The following is a 24,536-nucleotide window of genomic DNA, read 5'->3' on the forward strand; positions in this document are numbered from 1 at the left end:
ACCTAGGACGCATTTCACCTCACCTTCGAAATGAGAGGTGTCCACGTAGGGACTACAGGTGGTGATGACGCCGGTGGCATAACTCCAAGGCTCCCGCCCAGCTTCAAGCGGACGTAATGGCGACCAACCAGTGGGAGGGTTTCAACGAATACCCAACCTCGTTCTTCTAGCCAGCGGCGCTGGTAGCCTCTGGCCTTGTAGCCGCTAGGGGCGGTCAGCCCTTCGTCCGAAAGGATCTCGGTTTCCATGATGGTCTCTTTGGATATGCAGCCCCGTTACCCGCACCTATCGGGGTAAAGGGGGTATAGTGGGGAGCGAGTCGGCAATCGTCCGGCTCATCGAAGGGGTAAGAACATGTACGAATCCGCGACGCATCAGGCGCATTTGCACCTGAAGCAAAAGATTGAACAGTTCTTGTCTAAAGGCGGGGAAATTCAGAATGTCCCCTCAGGTGTCAGCGGCTTTAACCGAAGCTTACCTAAGGCCCACTGGGCCAAAGGGCAGTCAGTTAAATCGTGATCACGATTCCCAGAGCCGTCGTCAAAAGGCGGCTTTCTAACGTGCAGTGAAAACGCGGGTCGAATAGCTCAACGCAGCCTAAAGGAATGCGATGAGCCACGACCAGTGAAGGATCATGCAGCTAGTACAGGCGCCGCTTGCAACTGTCAGTGCGGTTTATTCGCGTGCTGCGGCGTATTGGTGGCATCCCGGCGTAAGGCCAGAAGGAGCATCACCGATGGAGCGCGAACCTACCAATCGAGAAGTGGCAGCTGAGATTGGCATTACTGAAGCAGAAGTTGAGCGCTACCGTAGCGATACGTTCCGTCTCGATGATGGTTCCTGGTTGATTCACTTCGGCTTCTTGATGCCGAAGGAGCTTCGCAAAGGTCTCACTGGAAGCTTCACCTTTATCCTGAAAGCTGATTGGAAACCGGGCGATTTGAGGCGTCCTGACTGGTGAGGCTGTGTAAGTGAAGCGTAACAGCAGTTGGAGGCGAGGGTAAGGCAGTCGATGCATGGAACAGATTCGGTAAAGGCGCAGTCCAACGTAATGAGCCGTTGAAGCTGATAGCTCATCCATCCCACCACTTAGGTGAGCTACATGCCCAGCGCAAAGGAAGGCCGTTATCAGGCCTATAAGCTATTAAGAGAGCTTGATGCTCAAATTGCCGCCACGATGAACCAGGTGGCCTACGGTCGAATGAGCCGGGTCGACTGGGAGAAGACGTGCAAAGCCCACCGAATTGCCTTTGATGAGTGGATTAAATTCGCTGATCTGCAGACCTGCGAAGAGATCGACTCAGCTGCGAAAAAGCCCGACGATGTGTGACTGATCGTATTGGCAGCGTACCTCGATATCTCGGGTTAGGTGTCAAATCTGCCAGGAACTGCCAGTCTTTGTTTCGCTTTATAGTTTTTTGAAAGTTATAGATTTTCGGCCTTTTAGTGCCGCGCGTGGTAGTACATAGAATTTCCAGTTTTCTAGTTCGATGACGGATCGTGCTAATTGGTACTGGTCAGTTTTATGGGCTGGCTTCTGAGTGGGCTGCCAGTTGTGGTCTCGATTCCAGTTTAAATGACGATTTTTGATCCGCTCGCAGAGGGTTTTGTCAAGATTTAAATAAGCAAAAACGTAAATGTCTGACCAGAGGTCTTTATGGGTGTCTTTGTCTTTAATTGGGTCGTAACCCCGCGCAAAAGAAGTTATAAAGCGCTGATATTTTGAGTAGGAGTCTTTTGATTTGACCTGAATGTTGTATTTTTTGTTTTTAATGAAAAATATGAGGTCGTGTATGTCTCCCTCAATCTTCGTTTTTAAGTGATCGACCGGTACGGACAGTTGAGAATGAGGGGCCAGCATGGATTTGTAAACGAGGTACTCAGCGATGTACCCGCGCAGGTAGGTGTTGTGGAGGGTGGAAAAGCTCCAGGCCCAGAAGTCCTTTAGGAAACCTTTCCCGCTGGGCGCACCCTTGAGGGTAAACGGCAGCCTTCCATCGAGAGGATCGTGCATATGCATCAGAAAACAAACCTAACGAAATGATGTTGAATAGCCATTATTACAGGCTTGCGATCGTGCCAATAGATCTATACCCGAATGCTGCTCTTCTTGGCTGACGGGGAAGCGCGGACGAGGGTGGAGCCTATCGATGTTCTTTCTCATGGCATGGTCAGTTGCGGCTATGACCGAAATCCCTGTGTGTAGAATCCGCCTTCCGGCGGGTTTCTTGTCCAAGTTGATTCAGCAGGCTTACTGGGTGGACGTGGTTGCCTGCTTAGAATTCCAGATCATTCCGGTATCCCTTTCTCCCAAACCGCCCAATTCTTCAGAATCTCCTGCACCAGCGGATTGGCAGTCCGATAGAGATTCTCCAGCGCCGGAACAAAGCCACCCTGGTCGTCATACTTGAGCAGATTCTCAACCTCACTTCCCCCCGGCTCAGGCCGATCAAAGTCAGACCCCGCCCGCACCACCGCCACCCGCTGCACATCCACCAACCCTTCGCGACTGGCCCGCAGCAGCGCTTCATAGGTGGAGTTATCCTCCTGCTGGGTCGTGCAGTACTCCCCCTTGTTATCCGTCAGCAACCGAGTCCAGACCTCGGCCCGCTCACTCAGGCGCGTCCCGGAAAACCAGGTGTTGCCCGCCACGGTGTCACACCGGGTCACCACCGGCGGCTGGTTGGCCGGCGCCATCGGGTACTTGAGCCGCCAGGTCGCCGATTCCTTGCTCTCGCTCAGGCTCACCCCGTGTGACAGGGCATAGGCCTTGGCTTGCAGCTTCGGATTGAGTTCGAAGACCTCGGTCTTGTAGTCCAGCGGCGGCTTCTCGTTCGGGCCCTGGGTGTTGATCCCCAGGTAGCCCGTCGGCCAGTCCTTGGGCGCATCCCGCGAGTCCAGCTCCCACTGGGTGCCGAACTCCACCAGGTAATGGGCCCAGGCGGTGGTGCCGAGGGTCCCGTGCTTCGGGTTGATCCCGGCGATCCCCGCGACCAGGAAGTAGCTCTTGCGCAGGTCGAACTTCGGCGATAGCGCCAGTGCCAGGGTCGAGGCCGCGGCGTTGGTCTGGCCCATGCCGGTCACCAGCAAGCAGACGTCCTGGCTGTTGCAACGTATCACTGGATACTCCGCCGACAGGCCCGGTACACGCACTTCCTGCTCCAGCTCCAGGCGCTCGATCCAGTGCTGGGCCTCGGGTGCGAACAGGGTGATCAGCATCACCTTGGGCTTGATCGGCGGCGCAGCCGTCTCGCCGGCCTGGGCCGTCGAGGCGAGCAGGATGCCGCAGGCCAGGCCCACGGCGAGGGAAAGACGATGCATCAGGTGCATGCGAGCCTCCATGGCGCAAGTGATCAGAACTGGTAGCCGACCCCGGCGTAATACCCCCAGCCATCGGACCGGCCGCGGAAATCGCCATCGCCGAAATTCAGCTGGCTGCCGTCCTGCCAGTTGCCGCCATTGTGGAAATGGCGGCCCACCAGGGTGAAGCGCAGGTGGGTGAAGGCGTACAGCAATACGTTGGTGGATACCGTGGCATTGGCCGTGCGGTTGGGGTTGTCCTTGTGCAGATCCGAGCCGAAATCGAAGTTGGTGAAGCCGATATAGGTCAGTGAGGCGCCGTTGTCGAACTTGCCGAGGGGCACGATGTACTTGAGCTGGGCCCGGTAGCCGTCCCACGAGTACTCGTTGCTGGCGCCATAGTTTTCCCACTGGTAGCGACCATAGAAGTTGGCCGACAGGTTGACCCGCGAATGGGTGTCGATGTCGGTGCCCAGGCCGCTGTACAGGGTGTTGGCGCGGTTGGCGCTGTTGCTGCCGTGGTCGTAGATCCAGTCGAAGGCTACGTACCACTCCTTGAACGGGCCGACGGCCAGGCTGCGGCCGGCCAGGTAGTCGATGGAGATCCGTGGCTCGTGCTCCATGAACAGCGGCGAGCCGTGGTCCCACGCGCCTTTGTCATGGCTGTTGCCGATGTCGAGGATCTTCGGGATGTCGATGTAGCCGTACAGCTCGAACGGCCCCTTGCGGCCGAAGTACTCGTATTCCAGGTAGATATCGTCGACCGGGCGGGGGCCGAAACTGATGTCCTTGGTGCCGATCAGGGTGAAGTTCTGGTTGTACCAGTCCGACAGGTAAGGGCCGGATTTTACCGGCGCGGCGGCGGGGCTCAGGGCCTCGCCTTGGGCTGACTCATTGGAGGCAGTGTCCAGGGCGTGGCTGGTGGTGCTGAGTAGTCCCGTAACAGCGCCCAGTAGCAGAGAGACAGCCAGGGGGGAGCGAGCCGCTGGGCGCAGGGATGCAGGTTGACGCATTGAAAGTCCTTGTTCATGCGGTGGTAGCCCAAAAAGGCTGAGGTGAGCGAAAGCTTCGGCGATTGTTCGCTTAATTGTTTTGAGCAAACGTTTGCATACTCTGTACCAACCTGCCAGAGGTCTTTCAAATAAAGCTGAATTCGGGGTGTTAGCTGACCTTTCGGTTAAAAAGCTGCATGGAAAATGGGCGTGGGATGGAGGCAGTTACACGCAAGGGGCTGCGCGGTAATGGGTGGTCGATTGAACGCGGGTGGTTTAAGCGATGGGCTTGCGGCGCCTCATCAGAAGGACCAGCCGCAACTCCATCGTCATCTTGCTGGCATCACTTCACTGCAGGGTCTCGGGCTTCATCCCTTGGGAGGCCTCCTTCAATCCCTGTTCCATCCGCCCGATCACCTGCGCCAGAATCGCCGCTCTTTCCAGCTCTCCCGCCGCCTTCATCCGTGCATGATCCCGCCGTAGGTTCAGCAGGCATTTCTGCAGTCCAAGTGCCGAGCTGTCGTAGTTGTCCATGTCGTTCTCACAAGCCGTGGGCATCCATGCCGTTGTAGGAAAGGCTCGACGGTATCAGGTCAATTCCCCAGCCAATACTGATTATTCATACACTGGCTCACAAATCCGTTGAAACGTCCTACAGCGATAAAAGAGACATCTCACAGAGTGATTTGGGTGGGTGTTTCTGCATGCTTCCGCTCACTTCGCGGCAGGCCCCGGCGTACAGGGCCTGGCTCGAAACAGATGGGGCGCAGAGGTCATTCGTGCACCCCGTCTCCCTTCGAGGCCTGCCGAAACGATATGTTGCAATTACCCTTACAGATGCTCGGCATCCAACACTGCATTGACGAACGCTTCGGGCGATTCCAGCGGCCGGTTGTGGCCGATACCACCGCTCACCAGGTGATAGGCGTACTTGCCGGTGAAGCGCTTGGCGTAGGCCTCGGCCAATGGGTGCGGTGCGCCGTTGGCATCCGAAGGAAGTGGCCTGGCGAGCTGCGGCACGCGTGCGGGTTTCCTCGGCCTGGCCTGGGGAGGCGGCCAGCAGGGCCGGAGGAGCACGGCGCAGGCGAGCAGGGCTGAGCGGTTGATGCGGTTGGCGGTGGCGAACATGGTGCATCTCCTTGGCGGGCCATCGGTGTGGGCTGGATGGCGTGTAGTTAAGGCGGTGGCTGTGTCCGGGGGGGGCGGGTGCTGGCGGGGTGGGCGTTCGTGTGTATCGGAAGGCGGTTGGTACACAGAACGCTACAAAGGCAGGGCCGCATTGCGGTCGATCGCCGGCTTGCCAGCGATGAGCTGCGCAGCAGCCCCACAGGGCGAGACAGGATCAGTCTTGCTTGTTCGCTTGCGCCTGCAGCCAGCGCACCACCTGCTCGGCGGCCGAGCCTGCCTGCGGAGCATGGCCGGCGAGCAGGTGAAAGCCGGCATCGCTGTGCAGCTCATGGTCCTCCAGGGCCAGTACCAAGGTGCCGGCCCTGAGGGCATTTTCTACCAGCAGGCGGGGTACCAGGGCGATGCCCATGCCTTGCTCGGCGGCCTCGATGGCGAGGATGGTCTGGGAGAACACCGGGCCGCTGAAGCGCGTGCCGGGCAGCGCGTAGTGATCGAACCAGCGCTTCCAGTTGTTGTGGCTGTCGGAGATCAGCGGCTGCTGCGCAATATCCGTGACTAGCCGCCAAGGGCGCTCGCCGCGCAGTGCCGGCGCGCACACCGGTACCGCCACGCCGGGCAGCAGGGGCATGGCGTAGGCGTCGGCGAAGGGCGGCGCTCCCCAGCGCACGGCAAGGTCCACGGCACCCTTGCCGTTCAGCGGGCGGGTAGTGTCGGAGGCGTCGATCATCAGCGCCACCTGCGGGTTTGCCTGGGCCAACAGGCCCAGGCGCGGGATCAACCAGCGGCTGGCGAAGGCGGGGGTGGTGCTGAGCAGGATCTGCCGGGGATCGCGCTGGCTGTCGCGCTCCAGCAGTTCGCCGGTGGCATCCTCAATGATGTCCAACGCCAGGCGCACGCGGGTCAGGTAGTCGGCGCCGTCCGGGTTGGGTCGCAGGCCTCGGGGCAGGCGTTCGAACAGCGGGCGCCCGAGCTTGTCCTCGAGGGTGCGCACCTGCTGGGCAACGGCGCCGGGGGTGACGTGCAGCTCGTCGGCGGCGGCGCGGAAGCTGCCCAGGCGGGCGGCGGCCTCGAAGGCCACCAGGTGGTTGACGATGGCGGGGGCATTGCGTCGCTTGGGCGCGCTCATCCAGTAGATTTCCTGCAGGCTGCTGCCAGTATTTGTGATTGGTGCGTTAAGCCGGATTCTGGCTTCATGGGCCTACTTGATCAACTCCCTGAAGGAGCAGCAAATGTCTTCGCAGAAAGTCGCAATCATTACCGCAGGTGGCAGTGGCATGGGCGCTGAGGCCGCACGGCGGCTGGCCGCTGATGGCTTCAGGGTGGCGATCCTGTCGTCGTCTGGCAAGGGCGAGGCGCTGGCGGCCGAGCTGGGCGGCATCGGCGTGACCGGCTCGAACCAGTCGGTAGAAGACCTGCAGCGTCTGGTGGATACCGTGATACAGCAGTGGGGGCGGGTTGATGTGCTGGTCAACAGCGCAGGCCACGGCCCGCGCGCACCGATCCTCGAGCTGAGCGACGATGACTGGCACCGTGGCATGGAGGTGTACTTCCTCAACGTGGTGCGCCCGACTCGCCTGGTGACGCCGATCATGCAGCGCCAGGGCGGCGGCGCCATCATCAACATCTCGACCTTCGCCGCCTTCGAGCCGGATCCGGCGTTCCCGACCTCCGGGGTGTTCCGTGCCGGGCTCGCGGCCTTCACCAAGCTGTTCGCCGACCGTTACGCGGCCGAGAACATCCGCATGAACAACGTGCTGCCGGGCTTTATCGACAGCCTGCCGGAGAAAGAAGAATTCCGTAACCGGATTCCGATGGAGCGGTACGGCAAGGCCGAGGAGATCGCGGCCACTGTCGCTTTCCTGGCCTCCGAGGGCGCGGGCTACATCACTGGGCAGAACCTGAGGGTCGATGGCGGCATCACCCGTTCGGTGTAACTGGTGCATGCAGCTGGGCGACGACTTCCGTTAGCATGTTGCCCCTGTTTCCCGCTATCCGGATCCGCCCCATGAGCACCTCGATGTTCCGCCAGGCCACGGCAACCGACGTGGACCGCTGCTACCAGATCGAAACCAGCGCCTACGAAGGCGACGAAGCCGCCACCCGTGAGAAGATCGCCACGCGCATAGCCCAGTACCCGGAGGGCTTCCTGGTGCTGGAGGCCGATGGCCAGGTGATCGGCTTCATCAACAGCGGCTGCGCCGACCAGGTGGTGATGTCCGACGAGGCCTTCAAGGAGCTGGTCGGACACGACCCGCAGGCGCCTAACGTGGTGATCATGTCGGTGGTGCTCGACCCGGCGTACCAGGGCCTGGGCCATGCCAGCCGGCTGATGGCGCGCTTCGTCGAGCAGATGCGCGAGCGCGGCAAGGCGACCATTCACCTGATGTGCAAGGATCGCCACGTCGGGCTGTACGAGAAGATGGGCTACACCTATGTACGCCCGTCGGCCTCCGATCATGGCGGCATGGCCTGGCACGAAATGATCATGGTGCTCTGAAGGGCCTTCGACTAGCATCGACGCTTTTCGCAGCCAGGGAGAGGCCTGTGAACTACGTCGTGATTGCCGCACACCGCAGTGAATACCCTGCGCCCATCACCTTTGCCCAGGGCACGTTGCTGGATATTGGCCAGCGTTACGAGGGCGACGAGCACTGGGAGGACTGGTACTTGTGCAGTTGCCACGGTCAGGAGCCGGGCTGGGTGCCCGGCCAGCTCATCGAGCGGCTGGGCGTCGGTCGAGGCAGGGCAGTGGAGGCCTATTCGGCGCATGAACTGGACGTTGACCCCGGCCAGCCGCTGGAGGGCCTGCGCCCGCTGAACGGCTGGATCTGGTGTCGTCGTGCCGGTAACGGGGAGCTTGGCTGGGTGCCGCTGGCGAAGCTGCGCCTGCTGGACTGAGTTCAGGCCATGGCCAGGACAGCCGCGCTGTCGAGAATCCGCGCATAGTCCATGGCCAGGTTGCCCAGCGCCAGGGCATGGACATCCTCCGCCGGCCACAGTCGGCCCTGCAAGTCGTGCTGGTCGAAGGTGTAGCAGGCATCGGCCACCACTACCGTATCGAACCCCAGGTTACCTGCCGAGCGTGCGGTCGACTCCACCGAGTTGTTGGTGATCACCCCAACGATGACCAGCTGGCTGATGCCGCGCTGGTGCAGCCAGCGTTCAAGCCCACTGTTGCAGAAGGCGTCGGGCACGTGTTTTTCGAACACGGTCTCGCTGGCGTGTGGAGTGAAGGCGGGCTGGAACTCGCAACCGGGTTGGCCCGGCCAGAACACCGAATCGGGATCGCGGGAAACATGGCGCACATGCACCACCGGGCGCATGCTCGCGCGCCAAGAAGCGAGCAGTTGGTTGATGCGCTGTTCGGCTTCGGGGTTGTTGCGACGGCCCAGGCGAGGGTGGTTGATGCCGTTCTGCATGTCGATGATCAGCAGGGCGGCGTTGTTGGCGAGCGCGGTCATCTCCGGTAGTTCTCCTTGTCTGGGCTTCGGACCGTAGCACAGGTGTGTTACCTGCGCAGACGTCATTGCGGGGCAAGCCCGCTCCCACGCCGATCGCCTTAACCTCGCGTCTTTTACCCGTGGGAGCGTGCTTGCCCCGCGATGGGAGAAATCATCATCTGATATGCTTTTTTTCCTCGAACCTGAATCTGTAACCGTATCAGCGGCTGCCGGACAATACGTTCAGGCCCAGCCTTCCAACCCGGTGTGCGCTGGGCAGGTTGCCCCGCTGCACTGCCGCAGCGGCCAGCCCCGCCGTTACGACATCACACTGTAGAGGTTCCGATGGGCAAGCTCGCGCTGTTTCTGGGTGGTTTTCTGCTGCTGACTATCATGATTGGCCTGCTGGGTACCATCCCGCCAAGCTGAGCCGTAAAATTTTCTTGTCCCGGCCCGCCTGGCGCAATGGCGGGCCAGACACGTTGCCCGGTTTACCCTGCCCCCCTGGCCGCAGTCGTCTAGACAAGCGGTATCTGCAAGTCGTTCTCAAGTACAAGTCGCTCGTGTAATCTCGCGCCCCCAATCCCAGGGCCCGGGCACACGGGCCGTTCACTTGCCTTGGAGACAATACACACTATGGAATGCAAGAAGGGCACTGCAGCGATGCTGGAGTGGCGCGGTCGTTTTCTCGGTGAGGGCATCCTCCACGAAGCGGACTACGATCAGGCACTGCGCCGTGCCGAAGAGTTGGAGCGTTCTGGTGTGATCAGCGCAAGCGAATGGATCGAGTTGGTCAAGCTGGCCAATGCGGCTTTACTGCGCTTGTAAAAATTCCTTCAAGGCTTGTAGAAACTGTCCACAAAAATCGTGGGTAGGTCTGTGGATAAAGCGCTGCAGGCCATTGTTTTCAGGGTCTCTGTTAGATTGAGCAGAAATTGAGCAGCCCTGTTCAGGGCTGTTTCCCACTGCGCAGACCAGCTTCGCGCAGGGCTTGCAGCAGTTCGCGGACCTTCGCCGGCCGGTCGCCGGCTGGGTACACGGCGTGCATCTGCGGGTCCTGTCCGGTGCTGGATGTCAGGTGGTAGTCGGGACAGACCCGCACCAGGCGCCCGGCACGTACCTCCGGCTCCCCCAGCCAATCCGCCAGCCGGGCGATACCGGCCCCCGCCAGGGTACTCTGCAGCACCGCCACCCCCGAGCCCAGGCGCAGCCGAGGCCGCGGGCGCAGGCTCACGGTGTGTCCATCCTTGCTGAAATGCCAGGCCTTCAGGATGCGCGGCGCGGTGTGCAGGATCAGCGTATGCCGCTCCAGGTCTTCCAGTACCTGCGGTGTGCCGGCCAACGCCAGGTACTGAGGGCTGGCGTAGAGATGGCGGCGGTAACGCCATAGTGGATAGCCGATCAGCTCGCTGGACTGCGGGAAGGCCCCGCGGATCACGAAATCCAGCTTGCCTTGCAACGGGTCGAAAGCCTGGTCGCCGTACTGTACGTCGAGGGTGACGTGGGGGTGGCGCCGGGCGAATTCGGCCAGCACCGATGGCAGCACTTGCAGGGCCAGCACCTCGGGCGCGGCCAGGCGAATCCAGCCTTGGGCGTCGCCGGTCAGCGCCGCCAGTTCGTCGGCGGCATCCCGTTGCACATCCAGCAAGCGTTCGGCGTGGGGCAGTAGCCGCTCGCCAGCTTCGGTCAGGGAAACCGAACTGGCGCTGCGGTTGAACAGCTTGGCGCCGCTGTTATCCTCCAGGGCCTGCACAGCTCGGGTCACCGCGCTGGGCGAACGCCCCAAGGCACGGGCGGCGCTGACGAAGCTGCGCTTGTGCGCGACGCTGACGAATGCCTGTATTTCACGCAGCATGTCCAGTGCCATCACGGGCCTCCTTGTTGCAGTTTTCGCAATATGGCATTTCAACACACGCGCGCCGCTTTGATTAGTCTGGCAGCCTGTTTTGTGCCGCCCGGACCCTCGAGATGATGGATATCGCCCTGCTTTCGCTGTTCGCCTTCGCCGCTGGCCTGATCGACGCTGCCGTTGGAGGTGGCGGGCTGATCCAGATCCCGGCGTTGTTCAACGTGCTGCCCAACGCCCAGCCGGCGGCCTTGCTGGGCAGCAACAAGCTCGCCTCGGTGTGCGGCACCAGCTTTGCGGCGCGTTCGTTCATCCGCAAGGTCACGCTGGACTGGGGGCTGATCGTGCCGGCGGCGCTGAGCGCCTTCGTCATGTCGTTCTTTGGCGCGGCCACGGTATCGCTGGTGCCGGCAAGCGTGATGCGGCCGATGGTGCTGGTGCTCATTGTGCTGATGGCCATCTACACCTTCTGCAAGAAGGACTTCGGCACCTTGCACAAACCGAGGGTGATCGGCCGCAAGGAACAGTGCCTGGCGGTGCTGATCGGTGGCGCCATCGGCTTCTATGATGGGCTGTTCGGGCCGGGCACCGGCAGCTTCCTGATCTTCCTGTTCATTCGTTTCTTCGCCCTGGACTTCCTGCATGCCTCGGCCTCGGCAAAGCTGGTCAACATTGCCACCAACCTGGCCGCGCTGGTGTTCTTCATCCCGTCGGGCAATGTGCTGTGGGCCATTGCGCTGCCGATGGCGCTGTTCAACATCCTCGGTGCGCTGACCGGCACCTGGCTGGCGGTGCGCAAGGGTGCGGGTTTCGTGCGCGGGCTGTTCCTGGTATTGCTGTGCGTGTTGATCACCAAGCTCAGTTGGGACCTGCTGGTCGGATGAGTCACCGCACCTGGCGCTGCCCTTCGGCCTGCTCGACCCGGTTGCGGCCTTGGGCCTTGGCCCGGTAGAGCGCTTGGTCGGCGCTGGCCAGCAGTTCGTCGAGGCTGGGCGCCGGGGTGTCGGCGGCGCAGCCGCTCAGGCCGATGCTGACGGTGATCCGCAGCGCCTGCTCTGGCTGGGCGATATGCAGGTCCTGCACTGCCCGGCGCAGGCGCTCGGCGGTAAACCTGGCCAGCTCCGGCGCCAGCCCCGGCACGATGATGACGAACTCCTCGCCACCGAGGCGGGCGAACAGCTCGCCGTCGTGCAACTGGTCCTGCAGGGTCATGGCGAACTGGCGCAGCACCTGATCGCCGACCCCGTGGCCATGGCGGTCGTTGATGGTCTTGAAGTGGTCGATATCGAGCATCATCAGGGTCAAGGGCAACTGCGGCGTGTGCTGACGGCTGTCCAGCAGGGCGTTGGCGCGGCGGGTGAAGGCACTGCGCGACAGTGTGCCGGTGAGGTGGTCGATGGTTGCCTGATGCGCCAGGCGCGCCATCAGGCTGCGGTTGGCGCTGCTGACGCAGGCCAGCACCAGCGGGCCGAGCACCAGCATGGCGATGCCCAGGCGTGCCGACATCAGGGTGGTGACCCCCGATTCGCTCTGCGGGATGCTGAAGTGCATGAGGTTCTGCGCCACGGCGACGATCAGCGTACTGCCCGCGGTCAGGGCCAGCAGCGCCACCAGGAACGGTGAATAGCTCAGCGCGCACCACAGCAGTGCGGCGATCGGGAAGGCGATGGCCCCGGGGCCGCCGAAGACGATGCTGACCGCCAGCGAGGCCAGCAGTACCAGCAGCGGTGCCAGGCGGATCGGCTGGCTGCCGTGGCCGCTCAAGGCGCGGGGCGAGGGGGCGGTGAGCAGCACGGGCAGGACCAGCACGCTGGTGGAGAACTGTTCGCTGAACCAGGCAAGCCATGTGGCGCGCAGCGATTGTTCGAACCAGGGCGTGGCCATCACACAGGCCAGGCTGGCGGCGACCATGGCACCGACCGCGCAGGCGCCGAACAGGCGCAGGGTGCCGTGGGGCGTACGCAGGCGTCGATGCACGCGTGGCAGGCGGGCCATCAGGTACCAGATGCTGACGATGGCGCCGAGGTTGCACAGGTTGAACCACAGGGCCGGTTTCCAGGCGCTGCCGCAGCCGAGGTCGGCGACCACCATGGCCAGGTAGATGAGGGCGAATCCGGAGGGGGTGGCCTGGCGCGGATTGCGCAACAGCACCCCGGCGAGTACGGCGTTCACCGGCCAGAACAGCGACAGCGACTCGATGGGGCGGGCGAGGATGCCGGCCAGGGTCAATGCCAGGGTCAGGCCGAACAGGATCAGCGGGGGCAGCAGGCGCGACGGAGCTGATGACACCATGGGCTCGACCGACAAGCGAAGACAGAATCCAGGAAAACGGCCGTAGGCACCTGGGACGATAGTCTGTGAGTGTCTTTCAACTGCCCAATTGATGTCAATTCGCCGCAAACCGCCTGGATCGTGGCGACTACAGGCCGAACACCCACGGCACCATCAGCACGGTGACCAGCATCACCAGGAAGGTGAAGGGCACCCCGACCTTGACGAAGTCCCCGAAGCGGTACTGCCCGGGCCCAAGCACCAGGGTGTTGACCGGCGACGACACCGGCGTCATGAACGCCGCCGACGCCGCCAGGGCCACGGTCATGGCGAACGGGTAGGGCGACATGCCCAGCTGCTGCGCGGTGCTGACCGCCACCGGGGCCATCAGCACCGCCGTCGCGGTGTTGGAGATGAACAGGCCGATCAGCGCGGTGAGGGCGAACAGGCAGGCGAGGATCACGCTCGGCCCTGCGCCGCCGAGGGCGCCGACCAGCGCGCCGACGGCCAGGTCGATGCCGCCGGTCTTCTGCAGGGCGAGGGCGAAAGGCAGCATGCCGACGATCAGCACCAGGCTCTGCCAGTGGATGGCGCGGTAGGCGCTGTTCATGTCGATGCAACGGCCGGCGCCCATCAGCAGGCAGCCGATCAAGGCGGCGATGACGTTGGGTACCAGGCCGCTGACCATCAGCCCGACCATCACCGCCAGGCTGATCAACGCGTAGGGCGCGCGGGCGCGGGCCGGGGCGACCTGGTCGATTTCCGCCGGCAGGCTCAGCACCAGGAAGTCGCGGGGCTTGCCCTGCAGCTGGCGCACCGCTTTCCATGGGCCGACCACCAGCAGGGTGTCGCCCAGTCGCAGCTTCTCTTCCACCAATTGCCCTTCGATCGCTTGCTGGTCGCGGCGCAGGCCGACCACGTTGAGGTCGTAGCGCGTGCGGAAGGTCAGTTCGAGGAGGGTCTTGCCGATCAGTTGTGAGCCCGGAGGCAACGAGATCTCGGCCATGCCCACTTCCTGGGACTGGTCGATGAAATAGGCCGCCTTGAAGTGCAGGGGTTCGAGCAGCATCGACTGGCACAGGCTGCGCAGGTCGTCGCGGTTGGCGAATAGGTCCAGCAGCAGCACGTCGTCCTGTTGCAGCAGGGTACCGGAGTCGGCAGTGATCACCCGGGTGGTGAATTTGTGCTGGCGCTCGATGCCGATCACGTTGGCGCCGTGGCGGGTGCGCAACTCCAGCTCGCCCAGTGTGTGGCCGATCAGCGGCGAATGGGGGCGAATGCGCAGGCGCCGCTCGCGGCCGCTGAGCTTGTAGTCCAGTACCAGGTCGAGCAGGGTGCGGCGGCTTTCGACGCGGCCGTCCTTGCGTACCTCGCCGTTGAGCCAGTGGCGGGTCAGCAGCATGTAGCCGATACCCAGCACCAGCACCACCAGGCCGAAGGGCGTGAAGCTGAAAAAGCCGAAGCCGCTTTCGCCGTGGCGCACCAGCTCGCTGTGCACCACCACGTTCGGCGGGGTCGCGACCAAGCTGAGCATGCCGCTGATCAGGCCGGCGAAGCTCAGCGGCATCATCAGCCGGCTGGGCGAAAGCTGCAGGCGTGCGGCGATGCTCAGCACCACCGGGATGAAGATCGCCACCACGCCAGTGGAACTCATCACCGAGCCCAGGCCAGCCACCGCGACCATCAGCAGCACCAGCAGGCGCGCCTCGCTGTTGCCGGCGCGTTCGCTCATCCATTCACCGATGCGGTAGGCGATGCCGGTGCGCACCAGCCCCTCGCCGATCACGAACAGCGCGGCAATCAGTACCACGTTGGGGTCGCTGAAACCGGCCAGGGCTTGCTCCACGGTAAGAATGCCGGACAGCGGCAGCGCGAGAATCACCAGCAGGGCAACCACGTCCATACGTGGACGGTTGATGATGAACAGGACGACGACGACGGCCAGCAGGCCTAGGACCCAGAGCAACTCATGGTTCATGGGGAGGGGATGTTCCTTCACACAGGGGCACGATAGGCGATGGCCCTAGTGTGGCAGCTCGACGCGAATGCGTCGTTGACGTGCTGCAGTGTTTTTGCCGGTTGGCGATCTGCTGCGTAATGGCAGGGCGCTTGGGGCGGGCCCGCGGCCCCCCCGTACTGCTGAATCAGTGGCGATGCTTGTGCTTGCGGTTGCTGTCGCCCATATGGTTGCCGATCGCGCCGCCCGCCGCGCCGCCCAGGCCTGCGCCGATGGTCGAGCCGTTGGCGCCGCCGAGCTTGCCGCCGATCAGCGAGCCACCGGCCGAACCCAGGCCGCCACCGATGGCGGCTTCGGCCCGGTTGCCCTTGCGGGCGCCCACCGCGCTGCCGGCCGCACCGCCCAGGCCCGCGCCGATGGCTGCGCCGGTGCTGCCGCCGATCTGTTTGCCGACGACGTTGCCCAGGGCGCCACCCAGGCCTCCGCCGATGGCCGCAGTGCCGTCACCGGCGAAGGCGCCCTGGCAGAGCAGCAGGCCGAGGGCGAGGGAAGGCAGAGTCAGACGCATGTTGTGAACCTCAGGGAAGTCATCAGAAGTAGGGTGCCACGTGATTGGCGGCGAGTCAGGGTTGGAATGACGCTTCAGCGGTAGTAGCGGTCACGGTACTGGCGGTCGTCATCGTCACGGTCGTGGCGATGGTGATGACGGTGGCCGCGGTCACGGTCGCGCCAGCCGTCGTCATCGTCGTGGTAGTGATTGCTGTAGCAGCCGCCGAGCAGCAGCAGGGTGGCGATCATCGAAAGGCTGGCAAAGCGTTTCATCACGTTATAGGCCCTTGATCCGCAACGGTTTACGCGGTACCTCCTGAGACCTGTGGCGATCGATTTGGTTCTTTGCCGCGCAATTATTTATCGCGGCGGCGATGAGCGGCAGCGGCGATTCCCCGGTCGGCCAGGCGGTGCTAGAGTCAGCTTCTTTTTTGTCCCGAGGATGGAACATGCGAGCAATTCTGCCGATCACCGTGGCGCTGCTGCTGGCGGGCTGTGCATCGTCGACCATGGAAGCGGCGCGCAACGGGTCGCCCACCGCACGCCTGGATTCGCACAAGACGCCGGACCTGGTCGCCCAGTGCATCCAGTTCAGCTGGCAAGAGGAAAACACCTTCGGGGTCGATGCCAGCGGTTACCTGGAGGCGCGCAAGCAGGGTGGGTTCACGGTGTACACCCGAGAGGCCGAGTCATTCGTCGATGTCTACGCCCAGGCCGGGGGCACCCGTGTGGACTACTACGCGCAGAAGGACGACCAGATGGCCCTGCGCCGTCGCGCGGCGGCGGCGACCTGCCTGTAGGGCCATCCCCGCCGGTGGTCACATCGGCAACAACCTGTCCTGAATCACTTCTTTCATCACCAGTGTCGAGCTCAAGCGCTTGACATTGGGGATGCTCGTCAGCTGTTCGTCGTACAGTTTCTGGAACGCCGGCAGGTCCTTGGCCACCACATGCAGCAAGTAGTCCGGATCGCCGAACAGGCGTTGGGCCTCGACAATCTGCGCAATTTCCCCGAGCGCCGCCTCGAAGTCCGCCACCGGCTGGCGGGTCACTTCACGCAGGGTCACGAACACCAGCGCGGCGAAATTCAGGCCCAGGGCCGCCGGGGCCAGGCGAGCGTGGTAGCCGAGGATGGCGCCGGATTCCTCCAGCGCCTTGAGGCGGCGGTGGCAGGGCGACAGGCTCAGGCCCACGCGCTCGGCCAGTTCGGTAACCGACAGGCGTCCGTCCTTCTGTAGCTCGGCAAGGATTTTTCGATCGGTTCGATCCATGGGGGAGAATCTTCCAGTATTCGGCGTGTTGCAGGGAATATACGAAAGAAAATCCCCGGGTGATATCCGTAGTCTTTCTTTCACCGAAACCTGTGTGGAAGGAAGGGTCGACATGACCATGAGTGTATTGGCGGCGTTCTGGGCCGTCTCCCTGCTGTTCGTGATCACCCCTGGTGCCGACTGGGCCTATGCCATCTCGGCCGGCATGCGCGGGCGCTGGGTGGTACCGGCGGTGGCCGGCATGCTCTCCGGGCATTTCCTGGTCACCCTGGTGGTGGCGGCCGGGGTCGGTAGCCTGCTCGCCGGGCACCCGCTGGCGCTCACCCTGCTGACCTTGGCTGGCTGCGTTTACCTGCTGTGGCTGGGCGGCAACCTGCTGCTGAGCCCGGCGGTGCCCGAGGCGGGCGAAGGCGGCGAGCGAGACTCGGGGTCGCGCTGGGCGTTCAAGGGCCTGTGCGTGAGTGGGCTCAACCCCAAGGTCTTCCTGTTGTTCCTGGCGTTGTTGCCGCAGTTCACCGATCCGCAGTCGAGCTGGCCGCTGCCGCTGCAGATCCTGCTGCTGGGGCTGGTACACCTGGGCAGCTCGCTGGTGGTCTACCTGATGGTCGGCTATGGGGCCAAGGCCGTGCTGCGCACCCGGCCTGTGGCGGCGCGGGCGGTGGGGCGGCTGTCCGGCGGCGTGATGATCCTGATTGCCGTGGGGCTGATTGCCGGACAGTTGCGTTGATCCTCTCAACAGCGGCGGCTTGGGCTATGCTGACGACCTTCTTGAACCGGAACCGCCAACCATGAAATACGCCGCCGCACTCTTGCTCAGCCTGCTTCCGTTGCTGGCCCATGCCGTGCAGACCGGGGAAACCCTCGCACCCTGGACCCTGCTTGACCAGTACGATCAGCCCTACAGTCTGGGCGCCGACACCCGCATCCTGCTGGTTGCCCGCGATATGGACGGTGCCAAGCTGGTGAAGGCGGCGCTGGCCGAACAACCCAAGGGCTATCTTGAGGCGCGTGGTGCGGTGTTTGTTGCGGATATCCAGCGCATGCCGGCACTGATCAGCAAGCTGTTCGCCATCCCGGCCATGCGCGACTACAGCTACCGGGTGCTGCTGGACCGTGAAGGCCGGGTCGCCAGCCGCTATGCCGGGGAGCAGGGCAAGGTGTTGTGGCTCTCGCTGGACAATGGCGTACTGGTCGGGCAGAAGAGCTATACCGCTGCCGATGACCTGAAAGCGGCATTGGACCAGGCCAGCCGCTGAAACCTGCGGGCTTGCCCGGCGACAGCACGGCAGGTTCAGGGAAACGCCTGGCGCATCAATTCAGGCAACACCTCGCCCGCCTTGCCGGCCAACGCGAATGCCCGCGGATGCGGCTCACTCGCAGGCTGCGGGTTGACCTGCACCACTGTCGCCCCCGCCGCCAACGCCAGGCGTGGCATCGAGGCCGCCGGCTGCACCACGCCGGACGTTCCCACCGACAACAGCACATCGCATTGCTGCGCGGCGTCGAATGCCCGCGCCAGCGTCTGCTCCGGCAACCTCTCGCCGAACCATACCACCCCGGGGCGTACCGGCCCGGCGCAGTGGGTGCAACGTGGAGGCTCGATGCGCCGGCCTTGCAGGGCGTCCTCGGGCACGGCCACCGGTCCGTCCACCCGGCGCGCGCAGTCCAGGCAGCGGAACGCATCCAGCCGGCCATGCAAATGCAGCACGTTCTGGCTGCCAGCGCGTTCGTGCAGGTCATCGACGTTCTGCGTCACCAGCGTCAGCTTCGGCACCCGCGTCGCCAGCGCGGCGATGGCCAGGTGGGCGGCGTTTGGCGTGGCCTGGGCGATCCCGGCGCGGCGCATCTGGTACCAGCCCCAGACCAGCGCCGGGTCGGCGCGAAAACCTTCGGCACTGGCCAGCTGCGCCGGGTCGAAGCGTTCCCACAACCCGGTCAGCTTGTCGCGGAAGGTGGCAATGCCGCTTTCGGCGCTGACGCCGGCGCCGGTGAACACCACCACATGGCGGGCTTGGGCGAGCAAGGTTGGATCGAACGGCATGGGGGCTCCACGGCGTGGGTGCTGGACAGCTACCCACTGTGCCAGTGGGTGGCAGGCCGGACAAGATCCGAGTGAACCCTTGCTGTGTTCGGTGACCCAACCCAGTACATGCCAATAGGAGAAGACTCATGGAAATCGGAACACTGTGGTTCGTCGTCGCCCTCGTGGTCATCCTCCTGGAGCTCTGGGCCATCTGGCATATCATCGGCAGTGACCGGCGCGCCGAACGCAAGATGCTGTGGGTGGTGTTCGTGGTCTACGCGCCGTTCCCCGGCCTGTTGATCTGGGCTTGGCGCGGGCCGCGGGCAGTGAAGGGGCGGGCGGTGCTGCACGAAAAATAGAGGCGTTGGATATTAAAGGGGGCACGATCCGCGGTGGTTTGAAGGGCTTGACCTCGACTTAACCTGAGGTTTGATACTCGGCCGCTCATTCCATCGACGGAGCGATACCATGACCCAGCCAGCCGCCTTCGCCCTAAGCAACCCCGAAGGCCTCTACGACCCCAGTGGCAATGCCTATTCCCACGTCGCCGAAGTGCGTGCCGGCAGCCGTCTGCTGTACATCGCAGGGCAGGGCGGCGAAGACCTGCAGGGCAACCTGTCGGCGCGTTTCGATGAGCAGGCGCGCCAGGCCCTGGTGAATCTGAAGATCGCCCTGGCCTCCCGTGGGGCTGCCCTTGAGCACGTGTTCAAGCTCACCTTGCTGGTGGTCGACCATTCCGAGGCGCGCCTGAGCCAGTGGGTGGCCGAGGCCCAGCGCGCCTGGGGTGACCGAATGACGCCGACCTGCACGCTGATTCCGGTCCCGCGCCTGGCGCTGGACGGAATGCTGGTGGAAGTGGATGCGATGGCGGCGCTGCCCGAATAACCTGGCCCTACAGGGGAATAGTCCAAACCATCGTGCAAGGGCTTGCCCCACGCTGGGCTGGTAGACTCGCGATTTGCGAATTGATCGAGCCTGCACCATGACTGTCCCTGTCGAGTTGCTCCAGACCGGCCCCGAGCACGCCGAGCTGGTGCGTAACCTCTACCAGTTCTACGCATACGAATCCTCCGACTGGGAGCAGGAGGACGTCGAGGTGGACGGGCGCTTCTACATTCACGAGCCGCACTTCGCCCGCTACTGGCAAACCCCCGGCTGGAGCGCCAGCCTGATCCTGGTGGACGGCTTCATCGCCGGCTTCATGCTCATCGAGCGCAGCGAGCTGCCCGGCATCGAGGCCTGCGAGCTGGCCGACCTGTTCATCCTCAAGAAGTACCGCCGCCAGGGCGTGGGCCTGGCGGTGGCGCGGCAGACGCTGTGCGAAGGCGACAGCGACTGGCTGGTGCGCTGCTATCCCGCGGATGCCCCGGCACTGGCGTTCTGCCAGGCAGTGCTGGCGGACCTGCCGCGTGCGGTACGGGAGATCACGCTTGATGATGAGCCGCCACTGCGCAACTTCCTGGTGACCCGGCAGCGGCACTGAAAACTTGCGGATTTTTTGTGACGCACTTCACAAAAGCCCCGCGTCGAGCGGCATAATGCCAGCACTTCGTAATTTCGGACTGTTCCGACGTACGGTCCGGAGGTTTCCTATTCCTGCTGTGAAGGAGTCAGGTCATTCCCATGTCGCTCGCCGCCAATCCCGACATGATGTACCGGTTGTTGATCCAGAGCGTGGCGGACTACGCCATCTACCAGCTCACCCCCGAGGGCATTGTCGCCAACTGGAACCCGGGCGCGCAGCGGGCCAAGGGCTACCAGGCCGAGGAGATCATCGGCCAGCACTTCTCGGTGTTCTATACCGACGAGGACCGCCATGCCGGGCTGCCGGCACGCAGCCTGGACACCGCGCGCAACGAGGGGCGTTTCCAGGCCGAAGGGCTGCGCCAGCGCAAGGACGGGTCGCACTTCTGGACCAGCGTGGTGATCGAGCCGATCAAGGATGAACACAGCGGCCAGTTGATCGGCTATGCCAAGATCACCCGCGACATTTCCGAGCGCCGCCAGCATGAGCTGGAGCTGCTCAAGGCCAAGGAGTTGGCCGAACAGTACAGCCAGGAGATGACCACCCTGTCGCAGTTCCTCGACTCGGTGATCGCCAACATTCCCGCCAGCGTCATTGTCCAGGACCTGCAGAGCCAGCAGATCCTCCTGGCCAACCAGCAGGCCGAGCGCTTGTTCGGCCGCCAGGGCACACGCATGGTCGGCCAGTTGCCGCGCCAATGCCTGGTGCCGGCGGCCGTCGACTACCTCGAGCAGCAGCTGGCGCGCGGGGCGCGCAGCACCAAGGGCTACGCCGCCGAAACCCGGGTCGACACCGCCACGGGGCCGCGTACGCTGCGCAGCCGGGCCACGCTCTGCGACAATCGTGAAGGGCAGGGGGACTACGTGCTGTTCGTCGCCGAGGACGCCACCGAGGAACTGGCCGCCCATGCCCAGATCCACCACATGGCCCATCACGATGCGCTGACCGGGCTGCCCAATCGCACCTTGTTCCATGAACGTCTCAAGCAGGCGTTGCTGCGCGGCGAGGACAGCGGCAAGCTGACCGCTGCCCTGTGCCTGGACCTGGACAACTTCAAGAACATCAACGACACCCTCGGCCACGCCTTCGGCGACAAGCTGCTGCGCGCCCTGGGCAAGCGCCTGCGCCGCGAGCTGCGCGAGCACGACACCCTGGCCCGGCTTGGCGGCGACGAGTTCGCCGTGGTGCTGTCGGGCCTGGAGACCTGTGACGCCGCGCGCATCACCGCCCAGCGCCTGATCGAGGCGATCTGCCCGCCGTTCCATATCGAAGGGCACCAGTTCAGCGTAGGGGTGAGCATCGGCGTGGCGGTCGCGCCCGATGACCACCACCAGGCCGAGCAGTTGCTGGGCTACGCCGACATGGCCCTGTACGAGGCCAAGCGCAACGGCCGCAACCGCTACGAGTGCTTTCATGTCGAACTGGATGTCGCCGCCCGCCAGCGCCGCCTGGTCGAGACTGACCTGCGCACCGCGCTGCACCTGGGCCAGCTGCAACTGCACTACCAGCCGGTGGTGAACCAGCAGAGCGCCACTGTTACCGGTTACGAAGCCCTGCTGCGCTGGGAGCACCCGAGCCGCGGCATGATCATGCCGATGGATTTCATTCCCATCGCCGAGGAAACCGGCCTGATCCACGAGATCGGCGCCCGGGCGCTGAACCTGGCGTGTCAGGAGGCGGCCAGCTGGGGCACCACGCAGACGGTATCGGTCAACCTCTCGGCGGTGCAGTTCAAGAACGCTGGCCTGGTCCACACAGTGGCCCTGGCCCTGGCCGATTCAGGCCTGCCGGCCACGCGCCTGGAGCTGGAGATCACCGAGTCGGTGCTGCTGGGCAACAGCGAGGAGAACGTGCGGACCCTACGCGCGCTGAAGGACCTGGGGGTGTCGATTTCCCTCGACGATTTCGGCACGGGGTATTCTTCGCTGGGCTACCTGCGCTCGTTTCCGTTCGACCGGATCAAGATCGACAAGTCGTTCGTCCACGACATGTGCGAAAGCCGCGAGGCGATGTCGATCATCCGCGCCATCACCGAGCTGTCCAACAGCCTGATGATCAAGACCACGGCCGAAGGGGTGGAGTCGGCCGAGCAGATGGAGCGCCTGCTGGCCGAGGGGTGTTCGCATTTCCAGGGCTACTTGTATGGCCGGCCGGCGCCGGCGAGCGAGCGCTTGACGCAGGTGCTGCCGCGAGCCTGACAGGCCGCAAAGCGGCCTCAGCAATCGTTGCATCACAACTGAGATCCTGGCCACTTGGGTAAAAGTGGTCGATCAGCGAACAAAATGTACCAGCTGGACCACAAGGCTTTGTCGCGTCCCCGGGTTCTCTTCTAGAATCCGCCCATGCCCCGGCACCATGCCGGGGCCCTCGCCCGAGAGCCTCATGAGTTCCAGTTCGTCGCTGTCCGGAGTCAACCAGCCACTGCGCGGCATCGCCCTGGTGGTGGTGGCCACCTTCCTGTTCGCCAGCCACGACGCACTGTCGAAATTCCTCGGTGGGATCTATCCGATCATCATGGTGGTCTGGGTGCGTTACCTGGTGCACACCGTGCTGATGGCCGGGATCTTCCTGCCCAAGGCGGGCCTCGCGGTGCTGCGTACCCGCCGGCCGTTGCTGCAGACCCTGCGCGCGTTGAGCCTGCTCAGCACCAGCCTGCTGTTCACCGCCGGGTTGCAGTACCTGCCGCTGGCGGAGGCGACTTCGGTCAACTTCCTCGCGCCGGTACTGGTCACCGCGCTGTCGGTGCCGCTGCTCAAGGAGCGGGTGACGCCGGGGCAGTGGCTGGCGGTGGTGATGGGCTTTGTCGGCGTGCTGGTGGTGGTGCACCCGGGGGGAGCGATGTTCACCCCGGCCATCCTGTTTCCCTTCGGCTCGGCGCTGGGGTTCTGTTTCTACCAGTTGCTGACGCGCAAACTGGCGGCCCACGACAGCCCGACCACCAGCAACTTCTACGCCGGGTTGTGCAACACCCTGATCATGACGGCACTGGTGCCGTTTTTCTGGCAGGCGCCGCAATGGTCCCATGTGCCGCTGATGCTGGCGCTGGGTGGCTGCGGGATGACCGCGCACCTGTTGTTGACCCAGGCGTTCCGCCATGCGGCGCCGGCGTTATTGGCGCCGTTCAGCTATTGCCAGATCGTGTTCGCCGGGTTGCTGGGCCTGGTGGTGTTCGGCCAGGTGCCGGACGGCACGAGCCTGGTCGGCATCGCGGTGATCTGCCTCAGCGGGCTGGGGGCGGCGTGGATGCAGCGGCGGCCCTGAGGGGGCTGCGCCTTATCCCGCACCCTGCTGTTTGCGATAGGCTCCTGGCTGCACGCCGACCGCCTTGGCGAATGCCCGGGTAAAGGCCGCCACTGACTGATAGCCCGCCTGCGCGCCCACCTGTTCGACGGTATTGCCCGTCTTGAGCAATTGGCAGGCATGGCGCATGCGCAGCGCCAGCAGTACCTGCCCGGGTGATTGCCCGGCCAGCTCGTTGAAGCGCTTGAAGAAGGCCGAGCGCGAAAGCCCCGTGCAGGCCGCCATGCTCTCCAGCGTCCAGGCCTGCCCCGGCTCCTCGATCAGGCGTTCCAGCAAGCCGGCGAAGGCCGGCTGGCGGGCGAGGGCGACCAGGCCGCCCAGCGACTGGCCGGCGTGCACCTGCTGGCGCAGCACATACAGGAACAACAGGTGGGTGAGGCGTTCGAGCAGCGCCTGGGAGGGCTGCGGACGACGGCATTCCTCGAGGATCAGCCCGAACAGCGCCCGCGCCGCGCTGCCGGCCGGCTCGCTGGCGCGCAGCAGGATCCAGTCCGCCAGCCCGTCGACGATCAGCGACGACAACCCCGACTGGAAGTGGAAGAACCCGCACACTAGCCCCACGCCGTCTCCGGCTTCGAGGTCCAGCGGCTGCATGCTTCGGCGCGGTTGGGCACAGGCGTCGCCGGCCTCCTCGTCGCCGGACAGCCGATAGGCCAGGTCACGCAAAAGGAACACCGCATCGCCGCTCTCCAGGCGCAGCGGCTGCGCCTGGCCATCGATATGCAGCCAGCAATGGCCCTGCACCACCAGGTGGAAACTGGCCCGGCCCATGCCCTGGGTGCTGGCGTGCCAGCCGCCGCAGTAGCGGCCGACATGGAACAGGCTGGCGTCGAGCTCCAGGCTCTCTAATAACCAATCGACGAGGGGGCTGGAAGAAATCATCTAATGCAAGGACTCTGGAGCAAGGAAAGGCGACTGATGAATATGGATGCTA

The 24,536-nt window shown here is 63.9% G+C and carries 31 protein-coding genes and 1 pseudogene; 16 read left to right on the plus strand and 16 right to left on the minus strand.

All coding sequences use genetic code 11. The features are described 5' to 3' along the window. Window positions 1-14: 14 nt before the first annotated feature. A complete protein-coding gene (locus AC25MA_RS05405; protein WP_207852794.1) occupies window positions 15-248 on the minus strand; it encodes a DUF4224 domain-containing protein in 234 nt (77 codons plus the stop codon). Window positions 249-354: 106 nt separating this feature from the next. On the opposite strand from AC25MA_RS05405, the gene AC25MA_RS05410 reads away from it, so the two are divergent. The 3 genes from AC25MA_RS05410 (at window position 355) to AC25MA_RS05420 (ending at window position 1,330) form a co-directional block, all read left to right on the plus strand. Next, window positions 355-519 (plus strand): hypothetical protein, encoded by a 165-nt coding sequence (locus tag AC25MA_RS05410; protein ID WP_155952720.1) that lies wholly within the window; start codon window positions 355-357, stop codon window positions 517-519. A gap of 217 nt (window positions 520-736) precedes the next feature. Further along, window positions 737-961, plus strand: coding sequence for a hypothetical protein (locus AC25MA_RS05415; protein WP_051555742.1), 225 nt, complete (start codon window positions 737-739; stop codon window positions 959-961). Window positions 962-1,102: 141 nt separating this feature from the next. Next, window positions 1,103-1,330 carry a hypothetical protein gene (locus AC25MA_RS05420; RefSeq protein WP_028692304.1) on the plus strand — a complete coding sequence of 76 codons (228 nt, stop codon included), beginning with the start codon at window positions 1,103-1,105 and terminating at the stop codon, window positions 1,328-1,330. A gap of 78 nt (window positions 1,331-1,408) precedes the next feature. Here the strand turns inward: AC25MA_RS05420 and AC25MA_RS05425 are convergent, their stop codons facing one another. The 6 genes and pseudogenes from AC25MA_RS05425 to AC25MA_RS05450 form a co-directional block, all read right to left on the minus strand. Continuing rightward, window positions 1,409-2,020, minus strand: a complete 612-nt coding sequence (locus tag AC25MA_RS05425; protein ID WP_486971845.1) for a hypothetical protein — start codon at window positions 2,018-2,020, stop codon at window positions 1,409-1,411. 269 nt (window positions 2,021-2,289) lie between these two features. Further along, window positions 2,290-3,330, minus strand: coding sequence for a purine-nucleoside phosphorylase (locus AC25MA_RS05430; protein WP_486971846.1), 1,041 nt, complete (start codon window positions 3,328-3,330; stop codon window positions 2,290-2,292). Window positions 3,331-3,353: 23 nt separating this feature from the next. Further along, window positions 3,354-4,313 carry a nucleoside-specific channel-forming protein Tsx gene (locus AC25MA_RS05435; RefSeq protein WP_486971847.1) on the minus strand — a complete coding sequence of 320 codons (960 nt, stop codon included), beginning with the start codon at window positions 4,311-4,313 and terminating at the stop codon, window positions 3,354-3,356. 327 nt (window positions 4,314-4,640) lie between these two features. Next, complete coding sequence (locus AC25MA_RS05440) at window positions 4,641-4,826, minus strand: hypothetical protein (RefSeq protein WP_028691853.1); 186 nt, start codon at window positions 4,824-4,826, stop codon at window positions 4,641-4,643. A 297-nt stretch (window positions 4,827-5,123) separates the two neighbouring features. Next, window positions 5,124-5,285 (minus strand): annotated as a pseudogene (locus AC25MA_RS05445) (alpha/beta hydrolase); the annotation flags it as partial. A 349-nt stretch (window positions 5,286-5,634) separates the two neighbouring features. Next, a complete protein-coding gene (locus tag AC25MA_RS05450) occupies window positions 5,635-6,546 on the minus strand; it encodes a LysR substrate-binding domain-containing protein (RefSeq protein WP_486971848.1) in 912 nt (303 codons plus the stop codon). Window positions 6,547-6,649: 103 nt separating this feature from the next. Between AC25MA_RS05450 and AC25MA_RS05455 the strand changes: the two genes are divergently transcribed. The 3 genes from AC25MA_RS05455 (at window position 6,650) to AC25MA_RS05465 (ending at window position 8,318) form a co-directional block, all read left to right on the plus strand. Next, window positions 6,650-7,354 carry an SDR family oxidoreductase gene (locus tag AC25MA_RS05455; RefSeq protein WP_028691850.1) on the plus strand — a complete coding sequence of 235 codons (705 nt, stop codon included), beginning with the start codon at window positions 6,650-6,652 and terminating at the stop codon, window positions 7,352-7,354. A gap of 71 nt (window positions 7,355-7,425) precedes the next feature. Further along, window positions 7,426-7,917, plus strand: coding sequence for a GNAT family N-acetyltransferase (locus AC25MA_RS05460; RefSeq protein ID WP_028691849.1), 492 nt, complete (start codon window positions 7,426-7,428; stop codon window positions 7,915-7,917). 47 nt (window positions 7,918-7,964) lie between these two features. Next, a complete protein-coding gene (locus tag AC25MA_RS05465; RefSeq protein ID WP_028691848.1) occupies window positions 7,965-8,318 on the plus strand; it encodes an SH3 domain-containing protein in 354 nt (117 codons plus the stop codon). Window positions 8,319-8,320: 2 nt separating this feature from the next. On the opposite strand, the gene AC25MA_RS05470 is transcribed toward AC25MA_RS05465, so the two are convergent. After that, the gene (locus AC25MA_RS05470) at window positions 8,321-8,881 is read right to left on the minus strand and encodes a cysteine hydrolase family protein (protein ID WP_028691847.1); all 561 of its coding nucleotides are present in this window, start codon (window positions 8,879-8,881) and stop codon (window positions 8,321-8,323) included. Between the two features lie 615 nt (window positions 8,882-9,496). Between AC25MA_RS05470 and AC25MA_RS05475 the strand changes: the two genes are divergently transcribed. Next, window positions 9,497-9,688 carry a hypothetical protein gene (locus AC25MA_RS05475; protein ID WP_028691846.1) on the plus strand — a complete coding sequence of 64 codons (192 nt, stop codon included), beginning with the start codon at window positions 9,497-9,499 and terminating at the stop codon, window positions 9,686-9,688. A 121-nt stretch (window positions 9,689-9,809) separates the two neighbouring features. Here AC25MA_RS05475 and AC25MA_RS05480 read toward each other — a convergent pair whose 3' ends face one another. Further along, a complete protein-coding gene (locus AC25MA_RS05480; RefSeq protein ID WP_028691845.1) occupies window positions 9,810-10,727 on the minus strand; it encodes a LysR family transcriptional regulator in 918 nt (305 codons plus the stop codon). Between the two features lie 101 nt (window positions 10,728-10,828). Between AC25MA_RS05480 and AC25MA_RS05485 the strand changes: the two genes are divergently transcribed. Beyond that, window positions 10,829-11,590, plus strand: a complete 762-nt coding sequence (locus AC25MA_RS05485) for a sulfite exporter TauE/SafE family protein (RefSeq protein WP_028691844.1) — start codon at window positions 10,829-10,831, stop codon at window positions 11,588-11,590. Between the two features lies 1 nt (window position 11,591). On the opposite strand, the gene AC25MA_RS05490 is transcribed toward AC25MA_RS05485, so the two are convergent. From AC25MA_RS05490 to AC25MA_RS05505, 4 genes are all read right to left on the minus strand, one after another. Further along, the gene (locus AC25MA_RS05490; protein WP_069017199.1) at window positions 11,592-13,013 is read right to left on the minus strand and encodes a GGDEF domain-containing protein; all 1,422 of its coding nucleotides are present in this window, start codon (window positions 13,011-13,013) and stop codon (window positions 11,592-11,594) included. Between the two features lie 112 nt (window positions 13,014-13,125). Next, window positions 13,126-14,955 carry an SLC13 family permease gene (locus tag AC25MA_RS05495; RefSeq protein WP_069017201.1) on the minus strand — a complete coding sequence of 610 codons (1,830 nt, stop codon included), beginning with the start codon at window positions 14,953-14,955 and terminating at the stop codon, window positions 13,126-13,128. 166 nt (window positions 14,956-15,121) lie between these two features. Further along, window positions 15,122-15,502: a glycine zipper domain-containing protein gene (locus AC25MA_RS05500; RefSeq protein ID WP_028691841.1), complete on the minus strand. Its 381-nt coding sequence runs from the start codon at window positions 15,500-15,502 to the stop codon at window positions 15,122-15,124. A gap of 74 nt (window positions 15,503-15,576) precedes the next feature. Next, on the minus strand, window positions 15,577-15,756 hold the full coding sequence (locus AC25MA_RS05505; protein WP_028691840.1) for a hypothetical protein: 180 nt from the start codon (window positions 15,754-15,756) through the stop codon (window positions 15,577-15,579). A 176-nt stretch (window positions 15,757-15,932) separates the two neighbouring features. On the opposite strand from AC25MA_RS05505, the gene AC25MA_RS05510 reads away from it, so the two are divergent. Next, entirely contained in the window at window positions 15,933-16,283 is a 351-nt protein-coding gene (locus AC25MA_RS05510) for a hypothetical protein (RefSeq protein WP_028691839.1), read from the plus strand. An 18-nt stretch (window positions 16,284-16,301) separates the two neighbouring features. On the opposite strand, the gene AC25MA_RS05515 is transcribed toward AC25MA_RS05510, so the two are convergent. Continuing rightward, window positions 16,302-16,754: an Lrp/AsnC family transcriptional regulator gene (locus tag AC25MA_RS05515; protein WP_028691838.1), complete on the minus strand. Its 453-nt coding sequence runs from the start codon at window positions 16,752-16,754 to the stop codon at window positions 16,302-16,304. A 112-nt stretch (window positions 16,755-16,866) separates the two neighbouring features. On the opposite strand from AC25MA_RS05515, the gene AC25MA_RS05520 reads away from it, so the two are divergent. Both AC25MA_RS05520 and AC25MA_RS05525 read left to right on the plus strand, forming a co-directional pair. Continuing rightward, window positions 16,867-17,481: a LysE family translocator gene (locus AC25MA_RS05520; RefSeq protein WP_028691837.1), complete on the plus strand. Its 615-nt coding sequence runs from the start codon at window positions 16,867-16,869 to the stop codon at window positions 17,479-17,481. 61 nt (window positions 17,482-17,542) lie between these two features. Continuing rightward, window positions 17,543-18,010, plus strand: a complete 468-nt coding sequence (locus tag AC25MA_RS05525) for a hypothetical protein (RefSeq protein ID WP_062573578.1) — start codon at window positions 17,543-17,545, stop codon at window positions 18,008-18,010. A gap of 35 nt (window positions 18,011-18,045) precedes the next feature. Here AC25MA_RS05525 and AC25MA_RS05530 read toward each other — a convergent pair whose 3' ends face one another. Further along, on the minus strand, window positions 18,046-18,795 hold the full coding sequence (locus AC25MA_RS05530; protein WP_486971849.1) for an SIR2 family NAD-dependent protein deacylase: 750 nt from the start codon (window positions 18,793-18,795) through the stop codon (window positions 18,046-18,048). 128 nt (window positions 18,796-18,923) lie between these two features. Between AC25MA_RS05530 and AC25MA_RS05535 the strand changes: the two genes are divergently transcribed. The 5 genes from AC25MA_RS05535 (at window position 18,924) to AC25MA_RS05555 (ending at window position 23,563) form a co-directional block, all read left to right on the plus strand. After that, window positions 18,924-19,136 carry a PLDc N-terminal domain-containing protein gene (locus AC25MA_RS05535; RefSeq protein ID WP_028691834.1) on the plus strand — a complete coding sequence of 71 codons (213 nt, stop codon included), beginning with the start codon at window positions 18,924-18,926 and terminating at the stop codon, window positions 19,134-19,136. Window positions 19,137-19,245: 109 nt separating this feature from the next. Further along, window positions 19,246-19,662 (plus strand): RidA family protein, encoded by a 417-nt coding sequence (locus tag AC25MA_RS05540; protein WP_028691833.1) that lies wholly within the window; start codon window positions 19,246-19,248, stop codon window positions 19,660-19,662. Between the two features lie 97 nt (window positions 19,663-19,759). Beyond that, window positions 19,760-20,260: an acetyltransferase gene (locus AC25MA_RS05545; RefSeq protein ID WP_036986332.1), complete on the plus strand. Its 501-nt coding sequence runs from the start codon at window positions 19,760-19,762 to the stop codon at window positions 20,258-20,260. 140 nt (window positions 20,261-20,400) lie between these two features. Then, window positions 20,401-22,500 (plus strand): putative bifunctional diguanylate cyclase/phosphodiesterase, encoded by a 2,100-nt coding sequence (locus AC25MA_RS05550; protein WP_236180146.1) that lies wholly within the window; start codon window positions 20,401-20,403, stop codon window positions 22,498-22,500. Between the two features lie 184 nt (window positions 22,501-22,684). Further along, on the plus strand, window positions 22,685-23,563 hold the full coding sequence (locus AC25MA_RS05555; protein ID WP_062359711.1) for a DMT family transporter: 879 nt from the start codon (window positions 22,685-22,687) through the stop codon (window positions 23,561-23,563). A gap of 12 nt (window positions 23,564-23,575) precedes the next feature. Here AC25MA_RS05555 and AC25MA_RS05560 read toward each other — a convergent pair whose 3' ends face one another. Then, on the minus strand, window positions 23,576-24,484 hold the full coding sequence (locus AC25MA_RS05560; RefSeq protein ID WP_062359714.1) for an AraC family transcriptional regulator: 909 nt from the start codon (window positions 24,482-24,484) through the stop codon (window positions 23,576-23,578). Window positions 24,485-24,536: the final 52 nt, after the last annotated feature.

This window comes from Pseudomonas sp. P65(2024), from assembly GCF_057480955.1.